The organism is Streptomyces sp. NPDC048523, from assembly GCF_043199815.1.
Classification (GTDB): Bacteria; Actinomycetota; Actinomycetes; order Streptomycetales; family Streptomycetaceae; genus Streptomyces.
The window spans coordinates 1,131,410-1,157,587 of sequence record NZ_JBICWQ010000002.1 but is presented as its reverse complement, the minus strand read 5'-3'; the positions used below and the strand labels follow the sequence as shown (position 1 = coordinate 1,157,587).

The 26,178-nt window shown below is 70.3% G+C and carries 19 protein-coding genes; 11 read left to right on the top strand and 8 right to left on the bottom strand.

Annotated features, from left to right (window positions below; genetic code table 11):
• Nucleotides 1-18: 18 nt before the first annotated feature.
• On the bottom strand, nucleotides 19-507 hold the full coding sequence (locus ACGFWE_RS14290) for a hypothetical protein (RefSeq protein WP_393600045.1): 489 nt from the start codon (nucleotides 505-507) through the stop codon (nucleotides 19-21).
• A gap of 161 nt (nucleotides 508-668) precedes the next feature.
• Between ACGFWE_RS14290 and ACGFWE_RS14285 the strand changes: the two genes are divergently transcribed.
• Nucleotides 669-4,460 (top strand): hypothetical protein, encoded by a 3,792-nt coding sequence (locus tag ACGFWE_RS14285; RefSeq protein ID WP_393600044.1) that lies wholly within the window; start codon nucleotides 669-671, stop codon nucleotides 4,458-4,460.
• Here ACGFWE_RS14285 and ACGFWE_RS14280 read toward each other — a convergent pair.
• On the bottom strand, nucleotides 4,452-5,651 hold the full coding sequence (locus ACGFWE_RS14280; RefSeq protein ID WP_393600043.1) for a hypothetical protein: 1,200 nt from the start codon (nucleotides 5,649-5,651) through the stop codon (nucleotides 4,452-4,454). The two genes, ACGFWE_RS14285 and ACGFWE_RS14280, sit on opposite strands and share 9 nt — an antisense overlap.
• A 394-nt stretch (nucleotides 5,652-6,045) precedes the next feature.
• Here ACGFWE_RS14280 and ACGFWE_RS14275 point away from each other — a divergent pair, with 394 nt between their 5' ends.
• Complete coding sequence (locus ACGFWE_RS14275) at nucleotides 6,046-7,335, top strand: citrate synthase (protein ID WP_352384175.1); 1,290 nt, start codon at nucleotides 6,046-6,048, stop codon at nucleotides 7,333-7,335.
• An 867-nt stretch (nucleotides 7,336-8,202) separates the two neighbouring features.
• On the opposite strand, the gene ACGFWE_RS14270 is transcribed toward ACGFWE_RS14275, so the two are convergent.
• The gene (locus ACGFWE_RS14270; protein WP_393600042.1) at nucleotides 8,203-10,416 is read right to left on the bottom strand and encodes a heavy metal translocating P-type ATPase; all 2,214 of its coding nucleotides are present in this window, start codon (nucleotides 10,414-10,416) and stop codon (nucleotides 8,203-8,205) included.
• A gap of 25 nt (nucleotides 10,417-10,441) precedes the next feature.
• The gene (locus tag ACGFWE_RS14265) at nucleotides 10,442-10,681 is read right to left on the bottom strand and encodes a heavy-metal-associated domain-containing protein (RefSeq protein ID WP_393600041.1); all 240 of its coding nucleotides are present in this window, start codon (nucleotides 10,679-10,681) and stop codon (nucleotides 10,442-10,444) included.
• A 101-nt stretch (nucleotides 10,682-10,782) separates the two neighbouring features.
• Between ACGFWE_RS14265 and ACGFWE_RS14260 the strand changes: the two genes are divergently transcribed.
• Nucleotides 10,783-11,826, top strand: a complete 1,044-nt coding sequence (locus tag ACGFWE_RS14260; protein WP_352384169.1) for a zinc-dependent alcohol dehydrogenase family protein — start codon at nucleotides 10,783-10,785, stop codon at nucleotides 11,824-11,826.
• Here ACGFWE_RS14260 and ACGFWE_RS14255 read toward each other — a convergent pair.
• The 3 genes from ACGFWE_RS14255 to ACGFWE_RS14245 all read right to left on the bottom strand — a co-directional run bounded on the left by ACGFWE_RS14255 (nucleotide 11,807) and on the right by ACGFWE_RS14245 (nucleotide 13,814).
• A complete protein-coding gene (locus ACGFWE_RS14255) occupies nucleotides 11,807-12,373 on the bottom strand; it encodes a GNAT family N-acetyltransferase (RefSeq protein ID WP_393600040.1) in 567 nt (188 codons plus the stop codon). The two genes, ACGFWE_RS14260 and ACGFWE_RS14255, sit on opposite strands and share 20 nt — an antisense overlap.
• 62 nt (nucleotides 12,374-12,435) lie before the next feature.
• Nucleotides 12,436-12,636: an AlpA family transcriptional regulator gene (locus ACGFWE_RS14250; RefSeq protein ID WP_200691293.1), complete on the bottom strand. Its 201-nt coding sequence runs from the start codon at nucleotides 12,634-12,636 to the stop codon at nucleotides 12,436-12,438.
• Between the two features lie 260 nt (nucleotides 12,637-12,896).
• Nucleotides 12,897-13,814, bottom strand: a complete 918-nt coding sequence (locus ACGFWE_RS14245; protein ID WP_393600039.1) for a sugar phosphate isomerase/epimerase family protein — start codon at nucleotides 13,812-13,814, stop codon at nucleotides 12,897-12,899.
• A gap of 131 nt (nucleotides 13,815-13,945) precedes the next feature.
• Between ACGFWE_RS14245 and iolC the strand changes: the two genes are divergently transcribed.
• Genes iolC through mmsA form a run of 5 tightly spaced genes read left to right on the top strand, consistent with a single transcriptional unit; the run spans nucleotide 13,946 to nucleotide 19,993 of the window.
• On the top strand, nucleotides 13,946-14,896 hold the full coding sequence (iolC, locus tag ACGFWE_RS14240) for a 5-dehydro-2-deoxygluconokinase (protein WP_352384162.1): 951 nt from the start codon (nucleotides 13,946-13,948) through the stop codon (nucleotides 14,894-14,896).
• Nucleotides 14,893-15,774 carry a deoxyribose-phosphate aldolase gene (locus ACGFWE_RS14235; RefSeq protein WP_352384160.1) on the top strand — a complete coding sequence of 294 codons (882 nt, stop codon included), beginning with the start codon at nucleotides 14,893-14,895 and terminating at the stop codon, nucleotides 15,772-15,774. The genes iolC and ACGFWE_RS14235 overlap by 4 nt, the downstream gene beginning before the upstream one ends.
• A 10-nt stretch (nucleotides 15,775-15,784) precedes the next feature.
• Nucleotides 15,785-16,600, top strand: a complete 816-nt coding sequence (gene iolB / locus ACGFWE_RS14230) for a 5-deoxy-glucuronate isomerase (protein WP_393600038.1) — start codon at nucleotides 15,785-15,787, stop codon at nucleotides 16,598-16,600.
• On the top strand, nucleotides 16,597-18,474 hold the full coding sequence (gene iolD / locus ACGFWE_RS14225; protein WP_393600037.1) for a 3D-(3,5/4)-trihydroxycyclohexane-1,2-dione acylhydrolase (decyclizing): 1,878 nt from the start codon (nucleotides 16,597-16,599) through the stop codon (nucleotides 18,472-18,474). Before iolB ends, iolD begins: the two co-directional genes overlap by 4 nt.
• A gap of 16 nt (nucleotides 18,475-18,490) precedes the next feature.
• Nucleotides 18,491-19,993: a CoA-acylating methylmalonate-semialdehyde dehydrogenase gene (gene mmsA, locus ACGFWE_RS14220; protein ID WP_393600036.1), complete on the top strand. Its 1,503-nt coding sequence runs from the start codon at nucleotides 18,491-18,493 to the stop codon at nucleotides 19,991-19,993.
• Nucleotides 19,994-20,044: 51 nt separating this feature from the next.
• Here mmsA and ACGFWE_RS14215 read toward each other — a convergent pair whose 3' ends face one another.
• Nucleotides 20,045-20,881, bottom strand: a complete 837-nt coding sequence (locus tag ACGFWE_RS14215) for a hypothetical protein (protein ID WP_393600035.1) — start codon at nucleotides 20,879-20,881, stop codon at nucleotides 20,045-20,047.
• Nucleotides 20,882-21,083: 202 nt separating this feature from the next.
• Between ACGFWE_RS14215 and ACGFWE_RS14210 the strand changes: the two genes are divergently transcribed.
• From ACGFWE_RS14210 to ACGFWE_RS14200, 3 genes are all read left to right on the top strand, one after another.
• A complete protein-coding gene (locus ACGFWE_RS14210) occupies nucleotides 21,084-22,475 on the top strand; it encodes an APC family permease (RefSeq protein WP_393600034.1) in 1,392 nt (463 codons plus the stop codon).
• Between the two features lie 143 nt (nucleotides 22,476-22,618).
• The gene (locus ACGFWE_RS14205) at nucleotides 22,619-25,243 is read left to right on the top strand and encodes a CocE/NonD family hydrolase (protein WP_393600033.1); all 2,625 of its coding nucleotides are present in this window, start codon (nucleotides 22,619-22,621) and stop codon (nucleotides 25,241-25,243) included.
• Entirely contained in the window at nucleotides 25,240-26,106 is an 867-nt protein-coding gene (locus ACGFWE_RS14200) for an ABC transporter permease (protein ID WP_352384146.1), read from the top strand. Before ACGFWE_RS14205 ends, ACGFWE_RS14200 begins: the two co-directional genes overlap by 4 nt.
• Nucleotides 26,107-26,178: the final 72 nt, after the last annotated feature.

The following is a 26,178-nucleotide window of genomic DNA, read 5'->3' as shown; positions in this document are numbered from 1 at the left end:
CCGCCCCGGACGGCCGGCTCAGGACGTCCGGGAAGCGACGAGCGCGGCCAGCCGGCGGCGGGTTCCCCGGCGCCGCAGCGCGGCGAACGCCGAGAGTTCACTGCGCATGGCCAACAGACACAGGTCCCATTCCTCCTCGCTGTCGTACGGGTAGTACGCCGAGCCGGGGAACTCCTCGTCCCTGACGATGACGGGTTGCTTCCACGCCTCCGAGCGATACGGACCGACCTGCCTCCTCGTGCGCTGCAGCAGAACCTTGTACGACTCGGCAACCAGCGGAGAATCCAGGCACAGCACCGCCTCGTAGTAGCGACGCCGCGCGGCACTGGCGCTCAACCGTTCGGAAATCCGGGCGCGCGTGGTCGCGTCGGGTCCTTCCCTGCGTCGTATGAGGTAAGGGGTCTGCTCGTACTCGCGGATCGCCTCCAACGCGGAGGCGAAGACCTCGGCCCGGCGCTCCCGCCGCTTCTGATGCTGCGTTATCCAGTAACCGACAAGAGCGATCAACGCAGCGATGATTCCTGTCAACAGAGGGGCCATTTGGGAGACGTTCATGTGGGCCCCCTCGTCGCTGTGTGTGAATGTATGCCCCGAGTGGCCGGAGCGACCTTCATACTGGGCGGAGTACCACTCTGGGTATCAACATCAAACGTATCGATGGAGATCGTTTGTCAGTCGCAGAGGGGAGCACGAACGCCTGCCGTCCCGACTGGCCGTTCGACGTGCTCGACGATTACGGTCTCCGGTGCGACGGGGAGGTCCGCTCTGCAGCCGCCGCGCGAATAGCCCCGGTCCCGCTGGAGACACTCACCGATCCGGCGACCGCCGGGGATTCGGTCGGAGCGGCCTGGAAGACGCTGCTGGACCACAAGCGGCTGAGGCTGGAGCCGGCCGATCTGGCAGTCCTCCTCGCGGTTCGCCGCGCTCTCCGGATCGACCCGGAACGAGCGGATGCCTCGCTGCGGGCCGCCGTTGCGAAGTTCACTCGGGACAAGACCTGGTTCGAGATCCACTTCCGGCTCGCTGGAACTCTGTACCGGATCGCCATGGACAAGCTCAACGAAGGCTCCGGGGAAGGGGGATACGAGACGGCTCGCCGGCTCTTCCGGCTGGTGCTGACCGAGGGCGAAGTGATCGAGGGAGTACTGCCCCTGGTTCCTTTCCCCGCCGACAAGCTGAGGATATTCCACGGAATCCGGGGTGTCGCCACCTTGATTCTGGCGCGCAGGGACGCCGACGCACTCGATCTCCTGGAATACGCGGACAACCAGCTGGCGCTGTCGCAGAAGTATCACGACACCACAGCCGAGCACTTCCGCTATCACCTCGAAGTGAAGGTTCGCCGCGTCGACCTGCTCCTGAACCGTGCGCGCACTGGTCCCGCCCGCGAAGGGCCGGGCGACGAGAGCCTGGAGACGGCACTCGCGGCCGAACTCCTCGGCGAGGCGGAGGACCTGCTCGACCTCGCCACGGGTCCTGAGCATCAGACCAGGGAACTGGCCGTGGCCGAAGGGGACGTGGCCTTCCGGTGGGGTGTTCACCTGCTCGGTACCGGTGACAGGAGCGGGGCCCTCGGCGAGTTCGAACGCAGCGTCACCGCCTACGAGACGGCTGCGGAACGTTCCACCACCACCCGGGCCTGCCCCGATTCGGTCCTCGCGCTGTTGCGGGGCCAGGCACGGTTCCGCGTTCATGTGGGCCGGCAGGCGACGGCGGCAGAGGACACACCGGTGGAGAGCGGCCTGGACGCGGTGATCGAAGACCTCGCCGAGGGGGCGGGCGTCATCGACTCCGCGTCTTATCCGTATGTGCTGTTGTACAGGGCCCGCAGCCGGCTGTGGACCACGGATGTCGACGGGGCGATGGAGGACGTCGAGGACGCCCTCACCTATCTCCGCGCGGTCGGCTGGCTGACCGGTGACACGGTGACGGCGCCGGAGCGGGTTCGCACGCTGGTCACGAGGATGGTCCGATTCGCCCGCGTCCGCGAGGACGAGGCCGCGCTGTACCGCGCCGCCGCGGCCGAGGACTGGGACGCGGTGGAGCCGCTGCTGGACCGTCTCGCTGCGGTCGAGGACGAACCCGTGTACAGCAGCACGCTGGCTCATGCGGCCCGCCAGCTGTGTTTCGCGCGGGGGCGGGCCGCGACCGCCGCCCGGTTGATGGCCGTCAGCGTGGCGCTGGAGCGGCAAGTGCCGCGGCTGCGCAGACCAGTCCGGCGGTCGTTCGTCGCCAGCCATGCCGCGACGCTGGCTGTGCTCTCTTTCGGTGATTCCACAGACCTCGACGACGTGCGGCGGGTCCACGAGCTCTACCAGACCGCCCTGTCGTACGTCACCGACCCCGGGCCCGAGTTGCAGCACCACGCCGGCGTCGCCGCGTTCACTCTGGCCAAGGCGCTCCAGAACAGGGACGAGCGGGAGCGCGAGGAAGCGGCACAACTGCTGCGGGACGCGCTGGCGTTGTTCGTCCGCACGCTGGGTGACGACACCACCGCCGAATTGGCCGACGCGGAGGAGGCGGTCGCCGAGATGACCGACGCCGCCGTCGCCGGTTCGGCCGACGAGGGGATGGTGGGACCGCCTGCCCGGGCCGCCGCTCGGAGCGCGGAACCGACGCCCACTCCCGCTCTCGGGGAGGAGGAGGACGGCATCGACGCGGCGGGCGGTCTCGACGGCGACCTTGACTCAGACGCCCTCGACCTCGACGCAGACGCCCTGGACCTCGCTCTTGACGGCGACCTCGACCGCGGCCTGGACACCGTGGCGGAGGCGGTGCTCGACGCGCTGGGAGACCCGTCCCCTCCGCTCGGAGCCGAGGCCGGCGAAGGACCGGGCACCACGGATAATGACCAACTCCACCTCGGCTGGCTCGCGAGGGCCCCCGAACTGCCCTCCGACCCGAGGCGCGCCGGTCTGGAGAGCCGGATCGGCGAGTGCCACATGCGGTTGCACGGCATCACCGGAAGGGACGAGCACGCCGACCGGGCGCTCGACCACTTCGCCCGCAGCCGGCGCCACGGCAACGACAGTCCCAACCTGCTCGGTCTCGTCGGTGACGTGTACTACCGCAAGGGACGCGACCGTCGAAACGCGGCGGACCTGCGTTTGGCCGTCGAGCTCAAGTCGGCCGCACGCGCACAGGGTGCCCTCAGCCGGGAGAACTGGTCGGTGTCGTGCGCGGCGCACCGGATGCTGTTCACACTGAGCCGTGCCCGGGAGGACCTCGGCCATGCGATTGCGTGTGCCGACGAGGCGACTCGAATGGCCCCAGCCTGGCCCTGGCCGCTGTTCCAACTCGCCGAACTCGCTTCGCTGCCGCGGGCGGACCGTGACCGTGCCGCACAGTGGTTCGACGAGCCGGGCATTTCCGAGACACGTCGGCTGACCCTCGCCGGAGACCGGGCCGAACTGCTCCGCAGGGCCGCCGAACTCGTCATCAACGACGAGGAGTTCATCCGCTTCAACCTGGGCGGCCGGATCACCGACGCTGTCTACCACCTCCGCGATCCACACCGTCTGCTGAGCAGAGCCGTCGTCGTCAAAGAACGTCTGCGGACGTGGGCCGACATGGAGGCCGCACTGCTCACCGGCTTCGCCGACTGGACCTCCGCAGAGGACCAGGACTGGATCAGAGTGCCGGAGGTGATCGCGACCGTGCCCCTGCCGCCTGCCCGGGTCAGCGGTACCCGGGAGGTCGCCCTGGTCCTGCAGCGTGTGTCCGGCCGTCCTGTCAGCGCGCTGGTCGCCGACCGTGTGGCGGTCGGGTCCGTGGAGACGCACCAGGACATTGTGGCCGTTGCCGAACCGGTCCTGCACGCCCTGGCGTCCTTTCATCACTGGCGGGGCCCCGGTCCGACAGCCGACCGGGCCGAGGTCCACCGGCGTCAGCACCACCGGATGCGCGCCAACCTGAACGCCCTCGGCCGTACCGTCGAGACACGGGACCTGGCCGCTCTCTGGGACGGCGTGGCAGACCTGCCTCTGGTGGGCCAGCGCGACGCCCATGCCGACAACTGGCTGATCCCGGCCGCCCCTGGACGACCTCGATGGGTCGCGCCGATCGACCTGGAAGGGCTGGCTTGGCTCCCTCTGCTGTTCGAAGTGGCCCAGTTCATCGAGGACTTCGCTCTACTCCCGGTCGACGAGCGGCATTTCGTCACCCGCCGGGACCTCGCGGCCCGCTACCTCGACCTGCTTCCGGACACGGTGTGCCCGCCGTCGCTCCGAGCCGATACCCGTCTGGTACAGCGTGGTTTCGAGACGTTCGCTCTGGCCAGAGCCGCGTTCGTGCTCAACCATCTCGATGCCCCGCAGCGTGCGAGCGCGGGCATGTCCACCGGTGGCCGCCGCCTCAGACAAGCCCGCCGGGCCCACTGCGAAAAGCTCTTCGCCCACCTCGCCGACAGCGACGTCAGCGAGGTGGCGACCGTGGCGGCACAAGTCATGCGGTCACCCTGAGCCCTGATGCGGCTGCGGCGGCACAAGTTGGTCGGGCGGTGGGCCGGCCGGGAGGCCGACGCGGGCAAAGGCTCCGACACTCGCTCGCCCGCGGACAGAGGGGCGGTGGAGACACAGACGTAATGGTCCGGTGTCCCGTCCGCCTTCCCGCTTCCTGCGATACACGAATCCCAGCGCGTCGACGCCGAGCGGCTCGATCTCGCGGCGGACCGCAGAGCGCAGGAGGGTACGCACGGCGGACTCGTCGTGCAGGGGGTGGAACCCGCAACCCAGTACCAGCCGCAGGCCGTGCGGAGTGTTCCGCCCGACCTCCACGAACTGGTTTTGCATCTGCCGCAGGCCGAGACGGGCCAGCCGGAACCCGATCCCGTACCCGCGGTACTCGGGGACCATGCCGCAGGCCCCCCACTTCCCGTCGGCCCTGATGTGCGAGCAGCCGACCAGCAGCCCGGCGCTGCGTGCCCAGACCAGGGTGCCTGGATGGTCGACCATTCGGCGGATGTGTGTGTCCCGGGAGTGACTCAGCCGACCGTACGCGGACACCAGGACGTCGGCTGCCTCCGCCGCGACGTCGGGCAGGAACCGCAGGTCCCGGGTCTCGTGGAAACCGACTTCGAGTTCCGGTCCCCGTACCTGTCCGAAAGCCGTGCCTGAGGCGTCCGAGAAGAACGCCGTCGCCCGCTCCCATGTGGCGGCGCGGGCAAGGTGGGCTGCCGAGGCGCCCACGCATCCGTGACGTGTGAAGGGTTCCTCGACGAGAATCGCGCAGGGCAGCCTGTGCTGCAGAGCTTCGGCGGCGGCCCGGGCCCGGTCGCCCGCTTCGGTGACCACCAGAGTGGGCACCCTCAGCGCGGAGAGGTCACCGGACGGTTCCGCGAACCCCTCCAGCGGCGGTGCGCAGAGGACCATCGCGGCGACGGGTGACAGGTGGTTCGGGTGCTGACGCAGCCAGGCGGCCAACGCGGCCAGCAGCACCTGGACACCCGAGCCGCGCGCGAAGGCATACGTTTCCGCGTGTTCGTCGAACAGAGTCGTCACCACCGCGGTCGCGACCGCGATGGACCGTGGCTCAGGACCGAGCACACCCGGATCGGGGCACAGGAACGTCACGCCGCTCGCCTCGCAGGCCGCCTCGACGACTTCTGTCTCCTCGCGACCCGGCCCCGCAAGGTCACCACGGAGATACATCAACCTGGGAGTGTGCGTGGGCTTCTTCGACACCGTTACCCCTCTCATCCCGCGCTCCGCTCCGGCCGCGTTCCTGAAGCCGCGGCGGCCTGTGGGCGAACGCTGCCGGATAGGCTTTCCGTGGAGTGGTGACCCCACCTCGCCGGAGAGCATTCCGGCCGACAACGGGCGTTCGTTGGCCGAGCACGGCAGAAAATGATCGATCAAATGAGTCACGTGGGTCACAGAGCTCTTCCGGAAGCGGTTGCGGAGGGGCAGGATGAGCAAGTTGGCGGCACTCAGTGCCGCTGATACGCCCAACGGCCGACCCCGAGTGCACTCTCCTGCGCCAAATGGGGGATGGTAGAGACAGTCAGGGCAACCTCGAAGAAGAGGCACAACGTCGGTGAGGGATGACGTGAGCGACAACTCTGTAGTAGTGCGGTACGGCGATGGCGAGTACACCTACCCGGTGATCGACAGCACCGTCGGCGACAAGGGCTTCGACATCGGGAAGCTCCGCGCCCAGACCGGTCTGGTCACCCTGGACAGCGGCTACGGCAACACCGCCGCCTATAAATCCGCCATCACCTACCTCGACGGCGAGGCCGGCATCCTCCGGTACCGCGGCTACCCGATCGAGCAGCTGGCCGAGCGCTCCACGTTCCTGGAGGTCGCTTATCTCCTGATCAACGGTGAGCTTCCGACCGTCGACGAGCTCTCGGCGTTCAAGAACGACATCACGCAGCACACCCTGCTGCACGAGGACGTCAAGAACTTCTACCGGGGCTTCCCGCGCGACGCCCACCCGATGGCCATGCTGTCCTCGGTCGTCTCCGCGCTGTCCACGTTCTACCAGGACAGCCACAACCCCTTCGACGAGAAGCAGCGCAACCTCTCGACGATCCGGCTGCTCGCCAAGCTTCCGACGATCGCGGCGTACGCGTACAAGAAGTCGATCGGTCACCCGTTCGTCTACCCGCGCAACGACCTCGGGTACGTCGAGAACTTCCTGCGCATGACCTTCTCGGTGCCGGCGCAGGAGTACGAGCCCGACCCGGTCGTGGTCTCCGCCCTCGACAAGCTGCTCATCCTGCACGCCGACCACGAGCAGAACTGTTCGACCTCGACGGTCCGCCTCGTCGGCTCGTCCCAGGCGAACATGTTCGCGTCGATCTCCGCCGGCATCAACGCCCTGTGGGGCCCGCTGCACGGCGGTGCCAACCAGTCCGTCCTGGAGATGCTGGAGGGTATCCAGACCTCCGGCGGTGACGTCGACTCCTTCATCCGCAAGGTGAAGAACAAGGAGGACGGCGTCCGGCTGATGGGCTTCGGCCACCGGGTCTACAAGAACTTCGACCCGCGCGCGAAGATCATCAAGGCCGCCGCGCACGACGTCCTCTCGGCCCTCGGCAAGTCCGACGAGCTGCTGGACATCGCGCTGAAGCTGGAGGAGCACGCGCTCTCCGACGACTACTTCGTCTCGCGCAGCCTCTACCCGAACGTCGACTTCTACACGGGTCTGATCTACCGCGCCATGGGCTTCCCGACCGAGATGTTCACGGTCCTGTTCGCCCTCGGCCGCCTGCCGGGCTGGATCGCCCAGTGGCACGAGATGATCAAGGAGCCGGGTTCCCGCATCGGCCGCCCGCGCCAGATCTACACGGGCGTGGTCGAGCGCGACTTCGTCCCGGTCGAGCAGCGCTGACACCTGCCGGTCGGTTGAGGGGCGTCGCTTCGGTGGCGCCCTTTCGGCGTTCCCGGCGCGTGGGCGGCCGCCGGTGGCACGAGATGCTCTAGGAGCCCGGGTCCCGTATCGGCTGCCCGCGCCAGATCTGCACGGGTGTCGTCGCGCGGGACTTCGTGCCGGTCGAGGAGCGCCGACACCTCCGGTGGAAGCGCGGTGCGGCTAGGAGCTCGCCGCTGAAGGAGCGTGGGCGACTGCGGGCCGGCCGTGGCTGGTCGCGCCCCGCGGCGGAGCCGCTGATGTCACTGCCCCGCGCCCCTGAGGTCGGCGCAGTACACGCTCGTAGAAACGCACAGCGGAAGAAGCGCAAAGCGGAAGGCGCCCTGGCGACGGTCCCCCCACGGGCCGGCGTCCAGGGCGCCTTCCCATGTCCCGGTGCGGATTCCCCCCACGGGATCCGGCCGGGCGTCTGAGAGACCAGCGCCTGAATCGCTGTCTTTCCGGTCTTGCTGTTGAGCAGAACGAGCAAAACTCCTCGTACTACTCCTTGTGTGCGGTCTGCCGGGACAGCGCACGGTCGGGAGGGCCGCTCAAAGCTTCCCTAAGTGCGTGCCCCGGCAACGCAGCTCCGAGGAAGTCCCCCAAGACATCCTCAGATGTCAGTCAACGCCCCCCAAGACGCTGCCTGACATCGCCAACTTAGACCTTCGAACCCCTTCGATGGTTACGTTCGCATCACTGTGATCTGCGTCTCTTGCAAATGTCCGTTAGATACGCAAGAGCCCGGATACGGTGAACGAGACCCCAGCGTAAGGACGATGCGCGAGTCTTGTGAAGAGCTTATGTGAGTGGGGCTCCGGACTCCAGAGGGGGTCCGTCAAAGGATCCTCAACGGAAGGCACGCAGTCGCAGGCTGTTGGTCACCACGAACACCGAGGAGAACGCCATCGCCGCACCGGCGATCATCGGGTTCAGCAGCCCGGCCGCGGCCAGCGGCAGCGCGGCCACGTTGTAGCCGAAGGCCCACACGAGATTGCCCTTGATCGTGGACAGGGTGCGCCGCGAGAGCCGGATCGCGTCCGCGGCCACCCGCAGATCCCCGCGCACCAGCGTCAGGTCCCCGGCCTCGATCGCCGCGTCGGTCCCGGTCCCCATGGCGAGGCCCAGGTCGGCCACGGCGAGCGCGGCCGCGTCGTTGACCCCGTCGCCCACCATCGCGACGACCCGTCCCTCGCCCTGCAGCCGCCGTACGGCATCGACCTTGTCCTCGGGCAGCACCTCGGCGATCACCTCGTCGATCCCGACCGCCCGCGCCACCGCCTCGGCCACTGTCCGGTTGTCCCCGGTCAGCAGCACCGGCCTGAGCCCCAGCGCCCGCAGTGACCGCACCGCCTCCGCACTGGTCTCCTTGACCGCGTCGGCGACCGCCAGAACGCCGCGCGCCTGACCGTCCCACCCGACGACGACAGCCGTACGACCGTCCCGCTCGGCCTCTTCCTTCGCCCGGGCCAGCTCGGCGGGCAGCACGTCGAACAGCCGCCCCACGGCCACCTCGCGGCCCTCCACGCGCCCGCGTACGCCCTTGCCGGGGACGTTCTCGAACCGCTCGGCCGCCGGCAGCGGGCCGACCCGCTCCTCCGCGCCCGCGGCGACCGCCCGGGCGACGGGGTGCTCGGAGGCGTGCTCCAGGGCGCCCGCGAGCCGCAGCACCTGCTTCTCGTCGGCGTCCTGGACGACGTGGACCGCCTGGAGGGTCATCCGGCCGGTGGTCACCGTGCCGGTCTTGTCCAGGACGACGGTGTCGACGCGCCGCGTGGACTCCAGGACCTCGGGCCCCTTGATGAGGATGCCGAGCTGGGCGCCGCGCCCGGTGCCGACCATGAGCGCGGTCGGCGTGGCCAGGCCCAGTGCGCACGGACAGGCGATGATCAGTACGGCGACGGCCGCGGTGAACGCGGCGGCGGTGTCCCCGGTGGCGCCGAGCCAGCCCCCGAAGGTGGCCACCGCGATGAGGATGACGACCGGCACGAAGACCGCGGAGACCCGGTCGGCCAGCCGCTGCACCTCCGCCTTGCCGTTCTGTGCGTCCTCCACCAGCTTCGCCATCTGCGCGAGCCGCGTGTCGGCCCCGACCCGGGTCGCCGCGACGACGATCCGTCCGCCGGCGTTGACGGTCGCACCGGTGACGGTGTCCCCGACGCCCACGTCCACCGGTACCGACTCCCCGGTCAGCATGGAGGCGTCCACGGCCGAGGCGCCCTCGACGACGGTGCCGTCGGTCGCGATCTTCTCGCCGGGCCGTACGACGAACCGGTCCCCGACGGCCAGCCGGTCCGCCGGAATCCGTATCTCCCGCCCGTCCCGCAGCACGCCGACGTCCTTGGCCCCGAGCTCCATCAGCGCTCTGAGAGCGGCCCCCGCGTGACGCTTGGCGCGGGCCTCCAGATACCGGCCGAGCAGGATGAAGGCGGTGACTCCCGCGGCCACTTCGAGATAGATCGTCGAGGCGCCGTCCATGCCGCCGACGGTGAGCTCGAACCGCTCCCGCATGCCCGGCATCCCCGCGTCACCGAAGAACAGGGCCCACAGCGACCAGCCGAACGCGGCGAGGGTCCCGACCGAGACGAGGGTGTCCATCGTGGCCGCGCGGTGCCTGGCGTTCGTCCAGGCGGCCCGGTGGAAGGGCCACGCACCCCAGACGACGACGGGCGAGGCGAGGGTCAGAGCGAGCCACTGCCAGTTGTCGAACTGGAGGGCGGGGACCATGGAGAGCGCGACGACGGGAACGGCGAGCGCGACGGAGACGAGGAGCCGCTGTCGCAGGGCGGTGAGCTCGGGCTCGTCCCGGGACGGCTCTTCCGCGGGTGGCGCGGGCTGCTCGGCCGTGTACCCGGTCTTCACCACGGTCGCGATGAGATCGGCGACCTCGACCCCCGGGGGGTAGCTGACACGGGCCTTCTCGGTCGCGTAGTTGACCGTGGCGGTGACGCCGTCCATCCGGTTGAGCTTCTTCTCGACCCGGGCGGCGCAGGAGGCACAGGTCATCCCGCCGATGGCCAGCTCGACCTCGGACACGGGCGCTGTCGGAGCCGTAATGGACATGTTCGCTGCTCCCCGGTCGGGTCGGTCAGGCCTTGCCGACGAGCTCGAAACCGGCCTCGTCCACGGCGGCCCGTACGGCTTCCTCGTCCAGCGGCTCCGTCGATACGACCGTCACCTCGCCGGTGGACGCGACCGCCTTCACGGAGCTGACCCCCGCGATCTCGGAGATCTCACCGGAAACGGAACCCTCGCAGTGCCCGCAGCTCATCCCGCTCACCTTGTAGACGGCGGTGACGGTACCCGGGGTATCGGTCTGGGCGGTCATGTCGTTCTCCTCGTCGAGGCGTGTGGGGTTACTGAGTCACAGCCTATACCCCTAGGGGGTATTTCTCCAAGAGAGGTCCAAGAGAGGTCGGGGAGACGCGGATGCGAGCGGTTGTCTTCGAGCGGTACGGCGAACCCGCACGGATACGGGACGTGCCCGACCCCCGCCCGCCGGACCACGGAGTGGTCGTCCGGGTGGCGGCCACGGGCCTGTGCAGAAGCGACTGGCACGGCTGGCAGGGCCACGATCCGGACATCACCCTCCCGCACGTACCGGGCCATGAACTGGCGGGCACGGTCGAGGCGGTCGGTCCCCGCGTGCGCAACTGGAAGCCCGGCGACCGGGTGACCGTCCCCTTCGTCTGCGCCTGCGGTACCTGCGCGTCCTGCGCGAGGGGCGACCACCAGGTCTGCGAGCGCCAGACCCAGCCCGGCTTCACCCACTGGGGCTCGTTCGCCCAGTACGTGGCGCTGGACCACGCCGACGTGAACCTCGTGGCCGTACCGCCGGCCATGTCCTTCGCCACGGCCGCCTCCCTGGGCTGCCGTTTCGCCACGGCGTTCAGGGCGGTCGCGCAGCAGGGGCGGGCCACCGCGGGGGAGTGGGTCGCGGTGCACGGCTGCGGGGGGGTGGGCCTGTCCGCGGTGATGATCGCGGCGGCCTCAGGGGCCCGTGTGGTGGCCGTGGACGTGTCGCCCCGGGCCCTGGCCCTGGCGAGGAGGTTCGGCGCGGCCGAGTGCGTGGACGCGACCGGTACGCCGGACACCGCGGCGGCGATCCGCGAGCTGACCGGCGGCGGGGCGCACGTGTCCCTGGACGCCCTCGGCTCCCCGGCCACCTGCGCGGCCTCCGTCAACTCCCTGCGCCGACGCGGCCGGCACGTCCAGGTCGGCCTGCTGCCCTCGCCGGACGGGACGACCCCGGTCCCCATGGCCCGCGCGATCGCCCTGGAGCTCGAACTCCTCGGCAGTCACGGCATGGCCGCCCACACCTACCCGGCGATGCTGGAGCTGGTCGCGGCGGGCGTACTGCGGCCGGACCTCCTGGTCACGTCCACGATCACGCTGGACGCGGCCCCGGACGCCCTGGCGGCGATGGGCTCGGCGCCCGCGGCGGGGGTGACGGTCATCGAGCCGTGGGGGTGAGGGCGGCCCACTCGCGGTCGAGGAGGCCCATGACCACCCAGTCCACCCACTCGCCGTCCCGCAGATCGGCTTCCCGCCGCACGCCCTCGACCGTGAACCCGGCCTTCTCGTAGACCCGCAGGGCGCGATGATTGTGGCGGTAGACCTCCAACTCGATGCGGTGCAGCCCGAGTTGTTCGAAGCCGTGGCCGACGATGAGCCGGGTGGCCTCGGTGCCGAGCCCCCGGCCGCGTCCCCGGGGGCCGATGAACGTGCGGAACGTGCAACTGTGGGAGGCCGGATCCCACTCGTACAGGACGACCTCGCCGACCAGTTCCCCGGTGGCGCGGTCGGTGACGGCGAGGTCGAGACGGTCGGACTGCTCGGACCGGGAGCCGTACCAGGACCTCAGTCCCTCGGGGGTCGGTTCCTGGGCCGGAGCACCGGTGAAGCGGCGGACCTCGGGGTCGTCGATGATCTCCCCCATCACCTCGGCGTCCGCCTCCGTGAACGGCCGCAACACGGTCCTGTCGCCGGTCAGCACGGGCTTGACGGAGAAGTCGCTCATGGGCCGACTGTGTCAGACACCGGCACCTCCCGGCCCGGCAATTTTCGCCGGGCCGGTAGGCCTCAGTCGTCTCTGCGTCCCCGGTTGCCCGGCCGGGACGCGACCCACGCGCGCACGGTGTCCGCGTACCAGAAGGGCTTGCCGCTCTCGACATGGTCGGGCGGCGGCAGCAGCCCGTGCTTGCGGTACGACCGCACGGTGTCCGGCTGCACCCGGATGTGCGCCGCGATCTCCTTGTACGACCAGAGCCTTCGGTCGGTCATGTGGTGCACCTCCTCGCGCGCACCGCGGCGGCGGCCGGGAACGGTCGTCGGGGGTACCGGGCGCTGCGCTGGCGATCACAAAGTTGTGCCTCGTGAACGACACCCGGTGACCGCCGGTCAGGGCCTGTGCGCCGATGTGACGGGGCGCCCGCGTACCTGCGACATCTGTGACACGCAGGAGGTGTTTGTGACAGAGGTGACGCAATGCCGTACGCGGGCGCGAGGGCGCGGCGCGTTGACACCGGGCTGTGCCGGGAGGATTACGCCCCGCAGGACCTCAAAAACGCCCGGGTCCGCTGGGCGATGGGCAGCGGCTTGTCCGGCTCGCACGGGTACATGTCCTGCTCGACGATCGCGAACAGCTCCACGTCCAGCTTCTGCGCGGCCTCCAGCACGGGACCGAGCGCCGGCACTCCCGAAGGCGGCTCGCACATCACGCCCTGCGCCACGGCGGGCCCGAACGGCGTCCCCTTGGCCCGTACGTCCGCCAGGATCTCCGGGTCCACCTGCTTGAGGTGCAGATACCCGATCCGCGACCCGTACGTCTCGATCAGCTTGACGCTGTCGCCGCCGCAGTACGCGTAGTGCCCGGTGTCCAGGCACAGTGACACGAGGCCGGAGTCGGTGGCGTCCAGGAAGCGGACCACGTTCTCCTCGCTGTCGATGTGGGTGTCGGCATGCGGGTGGACGACGATCTGGAGGCCGTACTCCTCGCGCACCCGCTGTCCGAGCCGCTCGGTCAGCGTGCTGAGGTTGCGCCACTGCTCCGGCGTGAGCGTGTCCGGCTCCAGCACCTCACCCGTCTTGTCGTCCCGCCAGAACGACGGGATCACGACGAGATGCCTCGCACCCATCGCCTGTGCGAGCACCGCGTTGTCCGCGACATGCGCCCAGGTCTTCTCCCACACGGCCTCGCCGTGGTGCAGGCCGGTGAAGACGGTGCCCGCGGACACCTTGAGGCCGCGCCGGGAGACCTCCTCGGTGAGGACTGCGGGGTCGGTCGGGAGGTACCCGTACGGTCCCAGCTCGATCCATTCGTAACCGGAGTCCGCGACCTCGTCGAGGAAGCGTTGCCAGGGGACCTGCTGGGGGTCGTCGGGGAACCACACGCCCCAGGAGTCCGGAGCCGAGCCGATCCGGATGCGGGACAGTGAGGGCTGAGGTGCGGGCGCTGTCATGCCGGTCAGCTTCGGTTCGGAAAGCAAGCGCTGTCAAGGTCTCGTCCGAATGTCTGGACAAAACATTGACAGGGCGCGGCGTCCGGGGCTACAAACGCCGGGAGAGCCGACGCAGGTACGAAGGGAAGTCGATGGCGTACGACCTGATCACCATGGGGCGGATCGGTGTGGACCTGTATCCGCTCCAGACCGGTGTCCCGCTGCCGCAGGTGACGTCCTTCGGCAAGTTCCTCGGGGGCTCGGCGACGAATGTCGCGGTCGCCGCGTCGCGCCTGGGACGGCGGACCGCGGTGATCACCCGCACCGGCGACGACCCCTTCGGCACCTATCTGCACGAGGCCCTCCAGGGCTTCGGCGTGGACGACCGCTGGGTCACCCCGGTCCCGGGCCTGCCGACCCCCGTCACCTTCTGCGAGGTCTTCCCGCCGGACGACTTCCCGCTGTACTTCTACCGGCAGCCCAAGGCCCCGGACCTGGAGATCGACGCCCACGAGCTGGACCTCGACGCGATCCACGAGGCGAGCGTCTTCTGGGTCACCGGCACCGGCCTGAGCGAGGAGCCCAGCCGTACGGCGACGCTGGCGGCCCTCGCCCACCGCGCCAAGGCCGGCACGACGGTCTTCGACCTGGACTGGCGCCCGATGTTCTGGAACGACCCGGCGGAGGCCCGCCCCTTCTACGAGGAGGCCCTGCGCCACACCACGGTCGCCGTCGGCAACCTCGACGAGGTCGAGGTCGCGACCGGGGTGCGCGAGCCGCACGCCGCCGCCCGCGCCCTTCTGGACGCCGGTGTGGAACTGGCGGTCGTCAAGCAGGGCCCCAAGGGTGTCCTCGCCGTCAACAGCAAGGGCGAGTCCGCCGAGGTCCCGCCCCTGCCCGTGAACGTCCTGAACGGTCTCGGCGCCGGTGACGCCTTCGGCGGCTCCCTGTGCCACGGCCTGCTGAGCGGCTGGGACCTGGAGAAGATCATGCGGTACGCCAACGCGGCCGGCGCCATCGTCGCCTCCCGCCTCGAGTGCAGCTCGGCGATGCCGACGGTCGCCGAGATCGAGGACGCGGTCGCGGCGGGAGCGGTCAAGTGAGGGTCGACATCGCGGAACTCGTCCGCCTGCGCGCCGAACGCCCCGAGGCGATCGCCGAAGCCGCCGCCCGGCGCACCCGCAGGCCGCTGCTCAACGACAGCGGCCGTCTGATGATCGTCGCCGCCGACCACCCCGCCCGGGGTGCGCTCGGGGTGGGGGGCAACCGGTTGGCCATGGCCAACCGCGCCGACCTGCTGGAGCGCCTGTGCCTGGCGCTGTCCCGCCCGGGTGTCGACGGCGTCCTCGCCACCGCCGACATCCTGGACGACCTGCTGCTGCTCGGCGCCCTGGACGGCAAGGTCGTCATGGGCTCCATGAACCGCGGCGGTCTCCAGGGCGCGAGCTTCGAGCTCGACGACCGCTTCACCGGCCACCGCCCCGAGGACATCGAGCGGTTCGGCTTCGACGCCGGCAAGCTCCTCCTGCGCATCGACTACGACGACCCGGGCTCCCTGACCACCCTCGAGTCCACGGCCCGTGCCATCGACGACATGGCCGCACGCAGGCTCCCCGTCTTCGTCGAGCCGTTCATCAGCGGCCGCACCACCGAGGGCAAGGTCAGGAACGACCTGTCCGCCGAGGCCGTCACCAAGTCGATAGCCATCGCCTCGGGTCTGGGCGGCAGTTCGGCCTACACCTGGCTCAAGGTCCCGGTCTGCGACAACCCCGACGACATGGGCGAGGTCATGGCCGCCTCCACCCTGCCCGCCGTACTGCTCGGCGGCGAGGTCGGCGACGATCAGGACGGCGCGTACGAGAAGTGGCGCGGCGCCCTGCAACTCCCCACCGTGCGCGGCCTGGTGGTCGGCCGTTCGCTGCTGTACCCGGCGGACGGCGACGTGGCCGCCGCCGTGGACACCGCCGTCGGACTGCTGTGAGGGCCGCCGCATGACACAGAACGAGCTGTACGTCCCCAAGGGTGCCTCGACCAACGCCCAGTACGCGGTGGACATCGACCCCAAGCGGGCCGGCTGGACCCACAGCAGTCTGCGCGTCGTCGAGCTGGCACCCGGCGGCACGCACACCTTCACCTCCGGTGACAGTGAGTGGATCGTGCTCCCGCTGGAAGGCGGCTGTACCGTCCACGTCGATAACGAAGAGTTCCAACTCCTGGGCCGGGAAAGCGTGTTCGCCGGAGTCTCGGACTTCGCGTACGTGCCCCGGGACGCCCAGGCATCGATCGCCTCCGGCGCGGGAGGCCGCTTCGCCCTGGCAGGAGCGAAGTGCGAGCGACGACTCCCCGCCCGCTACGGCCCCGCGCCGGAGGTCCCCGTCGAAGAACGCGGCAGCGGCACGCAGTTGCGGCACGTGCGCAACTTCGCCTCCGCCGACGCCTTCGACTGCGACAAGCTCATCGCCGTCGAGGTGGTCACTCCCGGCGGCAACTGGTCCTCGTATCCGCCGCACAAGCACGACGAGCACCGGCCCGGCGTGGAGGCGGAGCTGGAGGAGATCTACTACTTCGAGATCGACGGCCCGAACGGTTTCGGCTATCAGCGCGTATCTCCCTCCCGTGAGGGCGGATCCGACGTCCTCGCCGAGGTCCGCTCCGGCGACGCCGTCCTCGTCCCCGACGGTTGGCACGGCCCGTCCATCGCCCAGCCCGGCCACGACATGTACTACCTCAACGTCATGGCGGGACCGGGTGAGACGCGGGAGTGGCGGATCTGCTTCCACCCGGACCACACGGAGGGGTACCGATGACCACCCGCCTGACCGTCGCGCAAGCGCTGGTCCGCTTCCTGGCCGCCCAGTACACCGAACGCGACGGTGTACGGCAGCGGCTGATCTCCGCGACCTGGGGCATCTTCGGCCACGGCAATGTCGCGGGCCTCGGCCAGGCGCTCGTCGAGTACGCCGACGACATGCCCTACCACCAGGGCCGCAACGAGCAGTCCATGGTGCACGCGGCCGTGGGCTACGCGCGTCAGTCCAACCGCCTGTCCACGCACGCCGTGACGACCTCCATCGGCCCGGGCGCCACCAACCTGGTGACGGGCGCGGCCCTCGCGACCATCAACCACCTCCCCGTCCTGCTGCTGCCCGGCGACACCTTCGCCACCCGCGTCGCCGACCCGGTCCTCCAGCAGCTCGAAGTGCCGTACGCGGGCGACATCAGCGTCAACAACTGTCTGCGGCCCGTGTCCAAGTACTTCGACCGCGTCACCCGTCCCGAAGCCCTGATCCCGGCCGCCCTCCAGGCCATGCGGGTCCTCACCGACCCCGTCGAGACCGGCGCCGTGACCCTCGCGCTGCCCCAGGACGTCCAGGCCGAGGCCCACGACTGGCCCGACGAGTTCTTCGCCGAGCGCACCTGGACCGTACGGCGTCCGGGCGCCGACCCGGCCGAACTCGCCGAAGCGGTACGGGCGATCCGCACCGCCCGGCGCCCGCTCGTCATCGCCGGCGGCGGAGTCCACCACAGCCGCGCCGAGGAGGCCCTCGCCGAGTTCGCGAGTGCCACCGGCATCCCGGTCGCCTCCACCCAGGCCGGCAAGGGCTCCCTGCGCCACGACCATCCCCAGGACGTCGGCGGCGTCGGCCACACCGGCACCGCCACCGCCGACGAACTGGCCCGCCAGGCCGACCTGGTGATAGGCGTCGGCACCCGGTACACCGACTTCACGACGGCCTCCGGCACCCTCTTCGCCGCCGACGGGGTCCGCTTCCTCAACCTCAACATCGCGCCCTACGACGGCCACAAGCTCGCCGGCATGCCCCTGGTCGCGGACGCCCGGAGCGCCCTCCAGGAGCTCACCGGCGCCCTCCAGCTGCACGCCCACCGGGTCACGGGCGCGTACGTCGAGGAGTACACGCTCGACAAGGAGCGCTGGGAGCAGCGCGTCGACGCCTGCTACGAGGCCGACGAGCCCGACATCCGGCCGACCCAGCCGCAGGTCCTCGGCGCTCTGGACGCCCTGGTGGACGAGTCCGACGTGATCATCAACGCGGCCGGCTCCCTCCCGGGTGACCTGCACAAGCTGTGGCGCGCCCGGTCGAGGGACCAGTACCACCTGGAGTACGGCTACTCCTGCATGGGCTACGAGATCCCGGCCGCGATCGGTGTGAAGATGGCCGCTCCCGACCGCAACGTCTGGGCGCTGGTCGGCGACGGCACGTATCTGATGATGCCGACGGAGATCGTCACGGCCGTACAGGAGGGCATCGCGATCAAGCTGCTCCTGATCCAGAACCACGGCTACGCCTCCATCGGCGGCCTGTCCGAGGCGGTCGGCGGCGAGCGGTTCGGCACGGCCTACCGCTACCGGTCCGAGGACGGCACCTACACGGGCGCCCCGCTGCCCGTGGACCTGGCCGCCAACGCGGCCAGCCTCGGTATGCGCGTGCTGCGCGCGAAGACCGTACGAGACCTGCGCGCCGCCCTCGAAGAGGCGCGGGCCGCCGACACTCCCACATGTGTCTACGTCGAGACCGAAACGGCCGACACAGTGTCGGGCCCGCCTCCGGCGCAGGCCTGGTGGGATGTACCTGTGGCCGAGACCGCGACCCGACCGTCCGCGGTGAAGGCCCGAGAGCTGTACGAACGGCACGTCTCAACCCGACGCCGCCATCTGTGAAAAGGAGTACCCGGTCATGACGAAGATCGTCAACCACTGGATCGGCGGCAAGACCGTCGAAGGCGCGTCGGGCAACTACGGGCCGGTCACCGACCCGGCGACCGGCGCGGTCACCACCAAGGTCGCGTTCGCCTCGGTCGACGAGGTCGACGCCGCCGTAGGCGCCGCCAAGGACGCGTTCGCCACCTGGGGCACCTCCTCGCTCGCCAAGCGCACCACGATCCTGTTCCGCTTCCGGGCGCTGCTCGAGGCGAACCGGGACGCGATCGCCGAGCTGATCACCGCCGAGCACGGCAAGGTGCACTCCGACGCGCTCGGCGAGGTCGCGCGCGGCCTGGAGATCGTGGACCTGGCGTGCGGGATCACCGTGCAGCTGAAGGGCGAACTGTCCACCGAGGTCGCCAGCCGCGTGGACGTCGCCTCCATCCGCCAGCCGCTCGGTGTGGTCGCGGGCATCACGCCGTTCAACTTCCCGGCGATGGTCCCGATGTGGATGTTCCCGATCGCCATCGCGACCGGCAACACCTTCGTCCTCAAGCCCTCCGAGAAGGACCCGTCGGCCTCCCTCAAGATCGCCGAACTGCTCGCCGAGGCCGGGCTGCCCGACGGCGTCTTCAACGTCGTACAGGGCGACAAGGTGGCCGTCGACCGCCTCCTGGAGCACCCGGACGTCAAGGCCGTCTCCTTCGTCGGCTCGACCCCGATCGCCCGCTACATCCACACCACCGCCTCCGCGAACGGGAAGCGCGTGCAGGCGCTGGGCGGCGCCAAGAACCACATGCTGGTCCTGCCGGACGCCGACCTGGACGCGGCCGCCGACGCCGCCGTCTCCGCCGCCTACGGCTCGGCCGGCGAGCGCTGCATGGCCATCTCCGCGGTCGTCGCGGTCGGCGCCATCGGCGACCAGCTGGTGGACAAGATCCGCGAGCGCGCCGAGAAGATCAAGATCGGCCCCGGCAACGACCCGGCCTCCGAGATGGGCCCGCTCATCACGAAGGTGCACCGCGACAAGGTGGCCTCCTACGTCGAGGGCGCCGCCGCCGAGGGCTGCGAGGTCGTCCTGGACGGCACCGGCCACACGGTAGAGGGCTTCGAGGACGGCCACTGGATCGGCATCTCGCTCCTCGACAAGGTCCCCACCACCGCCAAGGCGTACCAGGACGAGATCTTCGGCCCGGTCCTGACCGTGCTGCGCGTCGACACCTACGAGGAGGGCATCGCCCTCATCAACGCCTCGCCGTTCGGCAACGGCACCGCGATCTTCACCCGGGACGGCGGCGCCGCCCGCCGCTTCCAGCTGGAGGTCGAGGCCGGCATGGTCGGCGTGAACGTCCCGATCCCGGTCCCCGTCGGCTACCACAGCTTCGGCGGCTGGAAGGACTCCCTCTTCGGCGACCACCACATCTACGGCAACGACGGCACGCACTTCTACACCCGCGGCAAGGTCGTCACCACCCGCTGGCCCGACCCGGCCGACGCCCCCGCGGGCGTGGACCTGGGCTTCCCGCGCAACCACTGAGGCATTTCCGAGCGCCGGGCACGCCCCCGCGTGTCCGGCGCTCGGCCGTGCTCACTGCTTGCCGGCGGTGCCCTTCACGGCCTCGCTCAGGTCACCGGTCTCGGCGGCCGGCGGCGCCTTGACCACGGCCGTCTTCCCGAACTTCTCGAAGTCCATGGTCACGGTCATCGCGCCGATCTTCTGCTTCAGCCGCACCGGCAGATCCTTGCCGCCGACCCAGATGTCCATGGTCATCGAGGAGGCCCCGCCGGTGACCGAACCGGCGAGGCTGTCCGCGTCGCCGTAGGCGTCCTTGAACTTCCCCATCTGCGCCTGGTCGATCCGGGCCCGGTAGTGGGTCGTGCTCTGCCCGTCGACGGTCTCCTTGCCGAGATCCTCGACGTTGTTGGCGTACTTCAGGCTCCTCATGGAGGCCGCCGGGCTCCCGCCGCCGCCCCCGCTGAACGCCTGCGCGCCCTTGTCGCCGAACACGGCCGACGCGTCGATCCTCATCCACTCCTTGCCCTTGAGCGGGCCCGCGGGCTGCGGGTCGACGTCGTAGTAGTAGGCGCCGTCCACGAAGAGCATGCGCGTGGTCGGGGCGTCCTGGAGCTGCTGCATCTGGGCGGCCTTCGTGTCCATCTCGACGTCGAAGGCGTAGCCGTCGCCCCAGGAGTACGTGCCCTCCATGCTGATCGGAGCCGTGCCCGGCGCCGCCGTGGAGACCTTCACCTCGGCGGACCCCAGGTTCTCCGTCCGGTCGGTCGCCCGGGCGAGCGCCGCCATGATCGCGTCCGACTTGTCGACGACGTCCGCCGCCTTCCGCACGCCCTCCGAGCCGCACGCCGTGACCGCGACCATCGCCGCCGCCGTGAACCCCACCCAGGCAGCGGTGTACTCGAGCTTCATGTGCCCCCCTGTGAATGACCTTTGAGGGCAGACTTTAGCGGCACGTTTTTTCACGCCGACGCTGCGGTTCCCGTAGAGCCCGAACAGTAGAAGAGGCCGCGAGAAACTGCCGTAATCGCCATTCGAAACGCTCTTGATCTACGAATTCCGCAGCTCGCCACCTATTGACGCGCCGGTTTTCGTCGGGGTTCCATGCAGCACCATGACCGAGACCCTCCGCCCTGCCGACACCGCCGTCCCAGAGGCGCTGGAGCACGGCCACGCCAAGCTCAACCGTTCCATCGGCGTGGTCGGCGGCACCCTGCTGACCCTGTCCTGCGTGACCCCGGCCTCCACGCTCTTCGTGGTCGTCCCCGACCTCTTCGGCTCGCTCGGCACCGCCACCGCCCTGACGATCGCCATCGGCTCCCTCCTCTGCGTCGCCGTGGCGTTCTGCTACTCGGAGCTGGGCACCCTCATCCCCAGCGCGGGCGGCGAGTACGCGATGGTCTCCACGCTGGCGGGACGGCTCGCCGGCTGGCTCGTCTTCGTGCTCTCCCTCCTGGTCGTCATGATCGTCCCGCCGGTGATCGCGATGGGCACGGCGGACTACCTGGCCCCGGTGATCCACCTGGACCCCTCCCTGGCGGGCGCCGGAGTCATGCTCCTGGCCACCCTCGCCGGCCTCCTCGACCTGCGCGCCAACGCGTGGATCACGGGCGTCTTCCTGGTTCTGGAGGTGATCGCGGCGGCGGTGGTGGCGCTCCTGGGCTTCACCCACGCGGAGCGCGGCCCGAGCAGCCTGCTGTCCATGCAGGTGGCGGACGCCCACGGCGGCACGGACACGGTCACGGCCATACTGGTGGTCTCCGGCCTGGCGATCGCCCTCTTCGTCACCCAGGGCTTCTCGACCGCCGTCTACCTCTCCGAGGAACTGGAGAACCCCCGCCGCAACGTGGCCCGAACGGTCCTGGCCACCCTCGCCATCTCCACCGTGATCATCCTGGTCCCGGTGGCCGCGATCACCCTGGGCGCCTCCGACCTGACCGAACTGACCGGCGGCGACATCGGCGCCATGGTCACGGCCTGGTCCGACTCCGCGGTGGGCACCTTCGTCAGCCTGTGCGTCGCCCTGGCGATCATCAACGCCGGCATCGTCATGGTCATCCAGAACTCCCGGGTCCTGTTCGCCTCGGCACGGGACAAGGCCTGGCCGGCCCCGGTCAACCAGGTCTTCGCCAAGCTCGGCCGCTTCGGCTCCCCCTGGGTCGCCACCCTAGCGGTGGGCATCCCGGGAGCGGCCCTGTGCTTCGTCAACCTGGACACGCTGTACGGCGTCACGGGCGTCTCGGTGACGGGCATGTACCTGCTGGTCGCGATCGCCGCGCTGCTGTCCCGCCGGGGCGGCCACCGGCACACCCCGGCCTGGCGCATGCCGTTGTGGCCCGCGATGCCGGTCCTCCTGATAGCGGTCCTGGCCTACATCCTGACCCAGCAGGAGACGGAGTACCTGCTGTGGACGGGCGGCATCACGGCGGCGGCGACCGTCTACTGGGCCCTGTATCTCCGCCCGCGCAAGGACACGAGGTGGCTCGTCTCGATTCCGAGCGAGTAGACCTGCTCAGGGGGAGGCGACCGGCCACGACGGCGTGTACCGCGTCTGCTGTACGGGACGACACCCCGTCCACCCCCAGGATGGCCCGGAGTTCAGCCCCCAGTAGCCAAGTCCCGGGCAGTTTCACCCCGTACCGTTGACACATGGATCTTCGACGCCTCCGGAGGCCGCGGTGGATCGCCGCCGCGGCCTCCGTCGTCGTGCTCGCCGCAGCCGGGACATGGACGGCCGCCGCCTCTGACGACCCGCCCCCCGTGCACCGCACCGATCGCATCATGGCGCTCGACGGCGTCCGCATAGACACCTCGTACTTCACGGCGAACGGCACCGGGAGGCGCCCCGCGGTCCTCCTTGGCCACGGCTTCGGCGGCAGCAAGAACGACGTGCGCAGCCAGGCGGAAGACCTCGCGAGAGACGGCTACGCGGTCCTCACCTGGTCAGCCCGGGGCTTCGGCAGGTCCACCGGCACAGTGGGCCTCAACGACCCCGACGCCGAGGTCAAGGACGTCAGCAAGCTGATCGACTGGCTGGCGAAGCAGCCCCAGGTCCAGCTCGACAAGCCCGGCGACCCCAGGGTCGGCGTGGCGGGCGCGAGCTACGGCGGCGCGATCTCCCTCCTCGCCGCCGGCCACGACCACCGCGTGGACGCCATCGCCCCGTCGATCACGTACTGGAACCTCTCGGACGCCCTGTTCCCGAACGGCGTCTTTAAGAAGCTGTGGGCCGGCATCTTCGTCAACTCCGCGGGCGGCTGCGCCGAGTTCGAGCCGCAGATCTGCGCGATGTACCAGCGGGTGGCCCAGTCCGGCGTCCCGGACGCCCCGGCCGAGAAGATGCTGGAGGAGCGCTCCCCGTCGGCCGTCGCCAAGGACATCAAGGTGCCCACCCTGCTGATCCAGGGCCAGACGGACTCCCTCTTCCCCCTGAACCAGGCCGACGCCGCGGCGAAGGCGATCCGCGCCAACGGCGCCCCCGTGGACGTCGACTGGATCGCGGGCGGCCATGACGGCGGTGACCTGGAGGCGAGCCGGGTCCAGTCCCGCGTGGCCCACTGGTTCGACCGCTACCTCAAGGACGACAAGTCCGCCGACACCGGCCCCGCCTTCCGCGTCACCCGCACCCTCGGCACCGACACCGGCGACGGCGAGAGCCGCCTCACCGGCGTCACCGCCGACACCTACCCGGGCCTGGAGAGCGACGAGCACAGGATCACCCTCACCGGCCGGGAACAGGACGTCAGCAACCCGGCCGGCGCCAGCCCGCCCGCCGTCTCGGCCCTCCCCGGCCTCGGCGGCGGCGGCCTCTCCCAGCTCTCCGCCCTCGGCCTCGGCGTCTCCCTCGACTTCCCGGGCCAGTACGCCGCCTTCGAGTCGGCCCCGGTCCGGGACGACCTCCAGATCACCGGCTCGCCCACGGTCACCGTCCACGTGAAGTCGACGACCGACGACGCCGTCCTCTTCGCCAAGCTGTACGACGTCGGCCCGAACGGGCAGCAGACCCTGCCGTCCCTACTCGTCGAGCCCCTCAGGGTGACGGACGCGAAGGCCGGCAAGGACGTCACGATCACCCTCCCGGCGATCGACCACGACATCGACGACGGCCACCGCCTGCGCCTGGTCCTCGCCTCCACGGACCTCGGCTACGCGTCCCCGACGGCCCCGGCGACGTACACCGTCTCCCTCAAGAGCCACCTGAACGTCCCCGCGGCCCTCAGCGCGAAGAACACCCAGGCCCCCCTGCCCGCCTGGGTGTGGTGGCTGCCGCTGGCCGGCGCGGTGCTCGCCCTGATCCTGGTGGTGACGGGCCGCCGCCGTACGACGGCCCCCGCGGCCCCCGAGCCGGAGCTGACCGAAGTCCCCCTGCAGATAACCGACCTGAGCAAGCGGTACGCCAGGTCCGCCGACCGGTACGCGGTCCGGGACCTCTCCTTCCGCGTGGAGAAGGGCCAGGTCCTCGGCCTGCTCGGTCCGAACGGCGCGGGCAAGACGACCACCCTGCGCATGCTGATGGGCCTGATCAGGCCGGACGGCGGCGAAGTCCGCGTCTTCGGCCACGCCATCGCGCCCGGCGCCCCCGTGCTCTCCCGTGTCGGCGCGTTCGTCGAGGGCGCGGGCTTCCTCCCGCACCTGTCGGGCCGGGAGAACCTGGAGCTGTACTGGCGGGCCACCGGACGGCCGCCCGAGGACGCCCACATGGACGAGGCACTGGAGATCGCCGGTCTCGGCGACGCGCTGTCCCGCGCGGTGCGCACCTACTCCCAGGGCATGCGCCAGCGCCTGGCCATCGCCCAGGCCATGCTCGGCATGCCGGACCTGCTCATCCTCGACGAACCGACCAACGGTCTCGACCCGCCGCAGATCCGCGAGATGCGCGAGGTGATGATCCGCTACGCGGCGGCGGGCCGCACGGTCATCGTCTCCAGCCACCTCCTCTCGGAGGTCGAGCAGTCCTGCACCCACCTCGTGGTCATGGACCACGGCAAGCTGGTGCAGGCGGGCCCGGTCGGCGAGATCGTCGGCTCCGGCGACACCCTCCTGGTCGGCACGGCCGTACCGGTCGAGGAGCCGGTGGCCGAGAAGGTGGCGGCCCTGCCGGGCGTGGCCTCGGCGGTCACCACCGACGACGGCCTGCTCGTACGGCTCGACGCGGACGGCAGCGCGGCACGCCTGGTCGCCGAACTCGTCCGGCTGGAGGTCCCCGTGGAGTCGGTGGGCCCCCACCGCCGCCTCGAAGACGCCTTCCTCACCCTGATCGGAGACTCCGCATGAGCAGCACGCTGACCGAGCGCGCGGAGGTCGCCGACGGTTACCGCGCGGGCCGTACGCTGCCGGTCCGGGTCGAGCTGGTACGGCAGTTGAAGCGCCGCCGCACCCTCGTCATGTTCGGCATCCTCATCGCCCTGCCCTTCGTCCTGCTGATCGCCTTCCAGCTGGGCGGCGGCCCGGGCTCGGGCAGCAACCGGGTCAACCTGATGGACACGGCGACGGTGTCCGGGGCGAACTTCGCCGCGGTGAACCTCTTCGCCTCCGCGGGCTTCCTCCTGGTCGTCCCGGTCGCGCTGTTCTGCGGGGACACGGTCGCCTCCGAGGCCGGCTGGTCCTCCCTGCGCTATCTGCTCGCGGCGCCCGTACCGAGGGCCCGCCTGCTCTGGTCGAAGCTCGTCGTCGGCCTTGGCCTGAGCCTGGCCGCGATGGTCCTGCTCCCGCTGGTCGCCCTCGCGGTCGGCACGGCCGCCTACGGCTGGGGCCCGCTCCAGCTCCCCACCGGCGGCTCACTGGAACCGGGCGCGGCGGCCCAGCGCCTGCTGGTGACGGTGGTGTACATCTTCGTCTCCCAACTGGTCACCGCCGCCCTGGCGTTCTGGCTCTCCACCCGCACCGACGCCCCCCTCGGCGCGGTCGGCGGCGCGGTCGGCCTGACCATCGTCGGCAATGTGCTGGACCAGGTGACGGCCCTCGGCGACTGGCGCGACTTCCTCCCCTCTCACTGGCAGTACGCCTGGCTGGACGCCGTACAGCCGAAGGTGCAGTGGTCCGACATGATCCAGGGCACCTCCCTTTCGATAACGCTCGCCCTGGTGCTGTTCGCCCTGGCCTTCAGGGGTTTTGCCCGCAAGGACGTGGTCTCCTAGGTCAACGGAAGATCTCCCACCGGTCTCGAAGGCCCTTCACCGTGCCCCCTTTGAGACCCATCCGCAACGCTC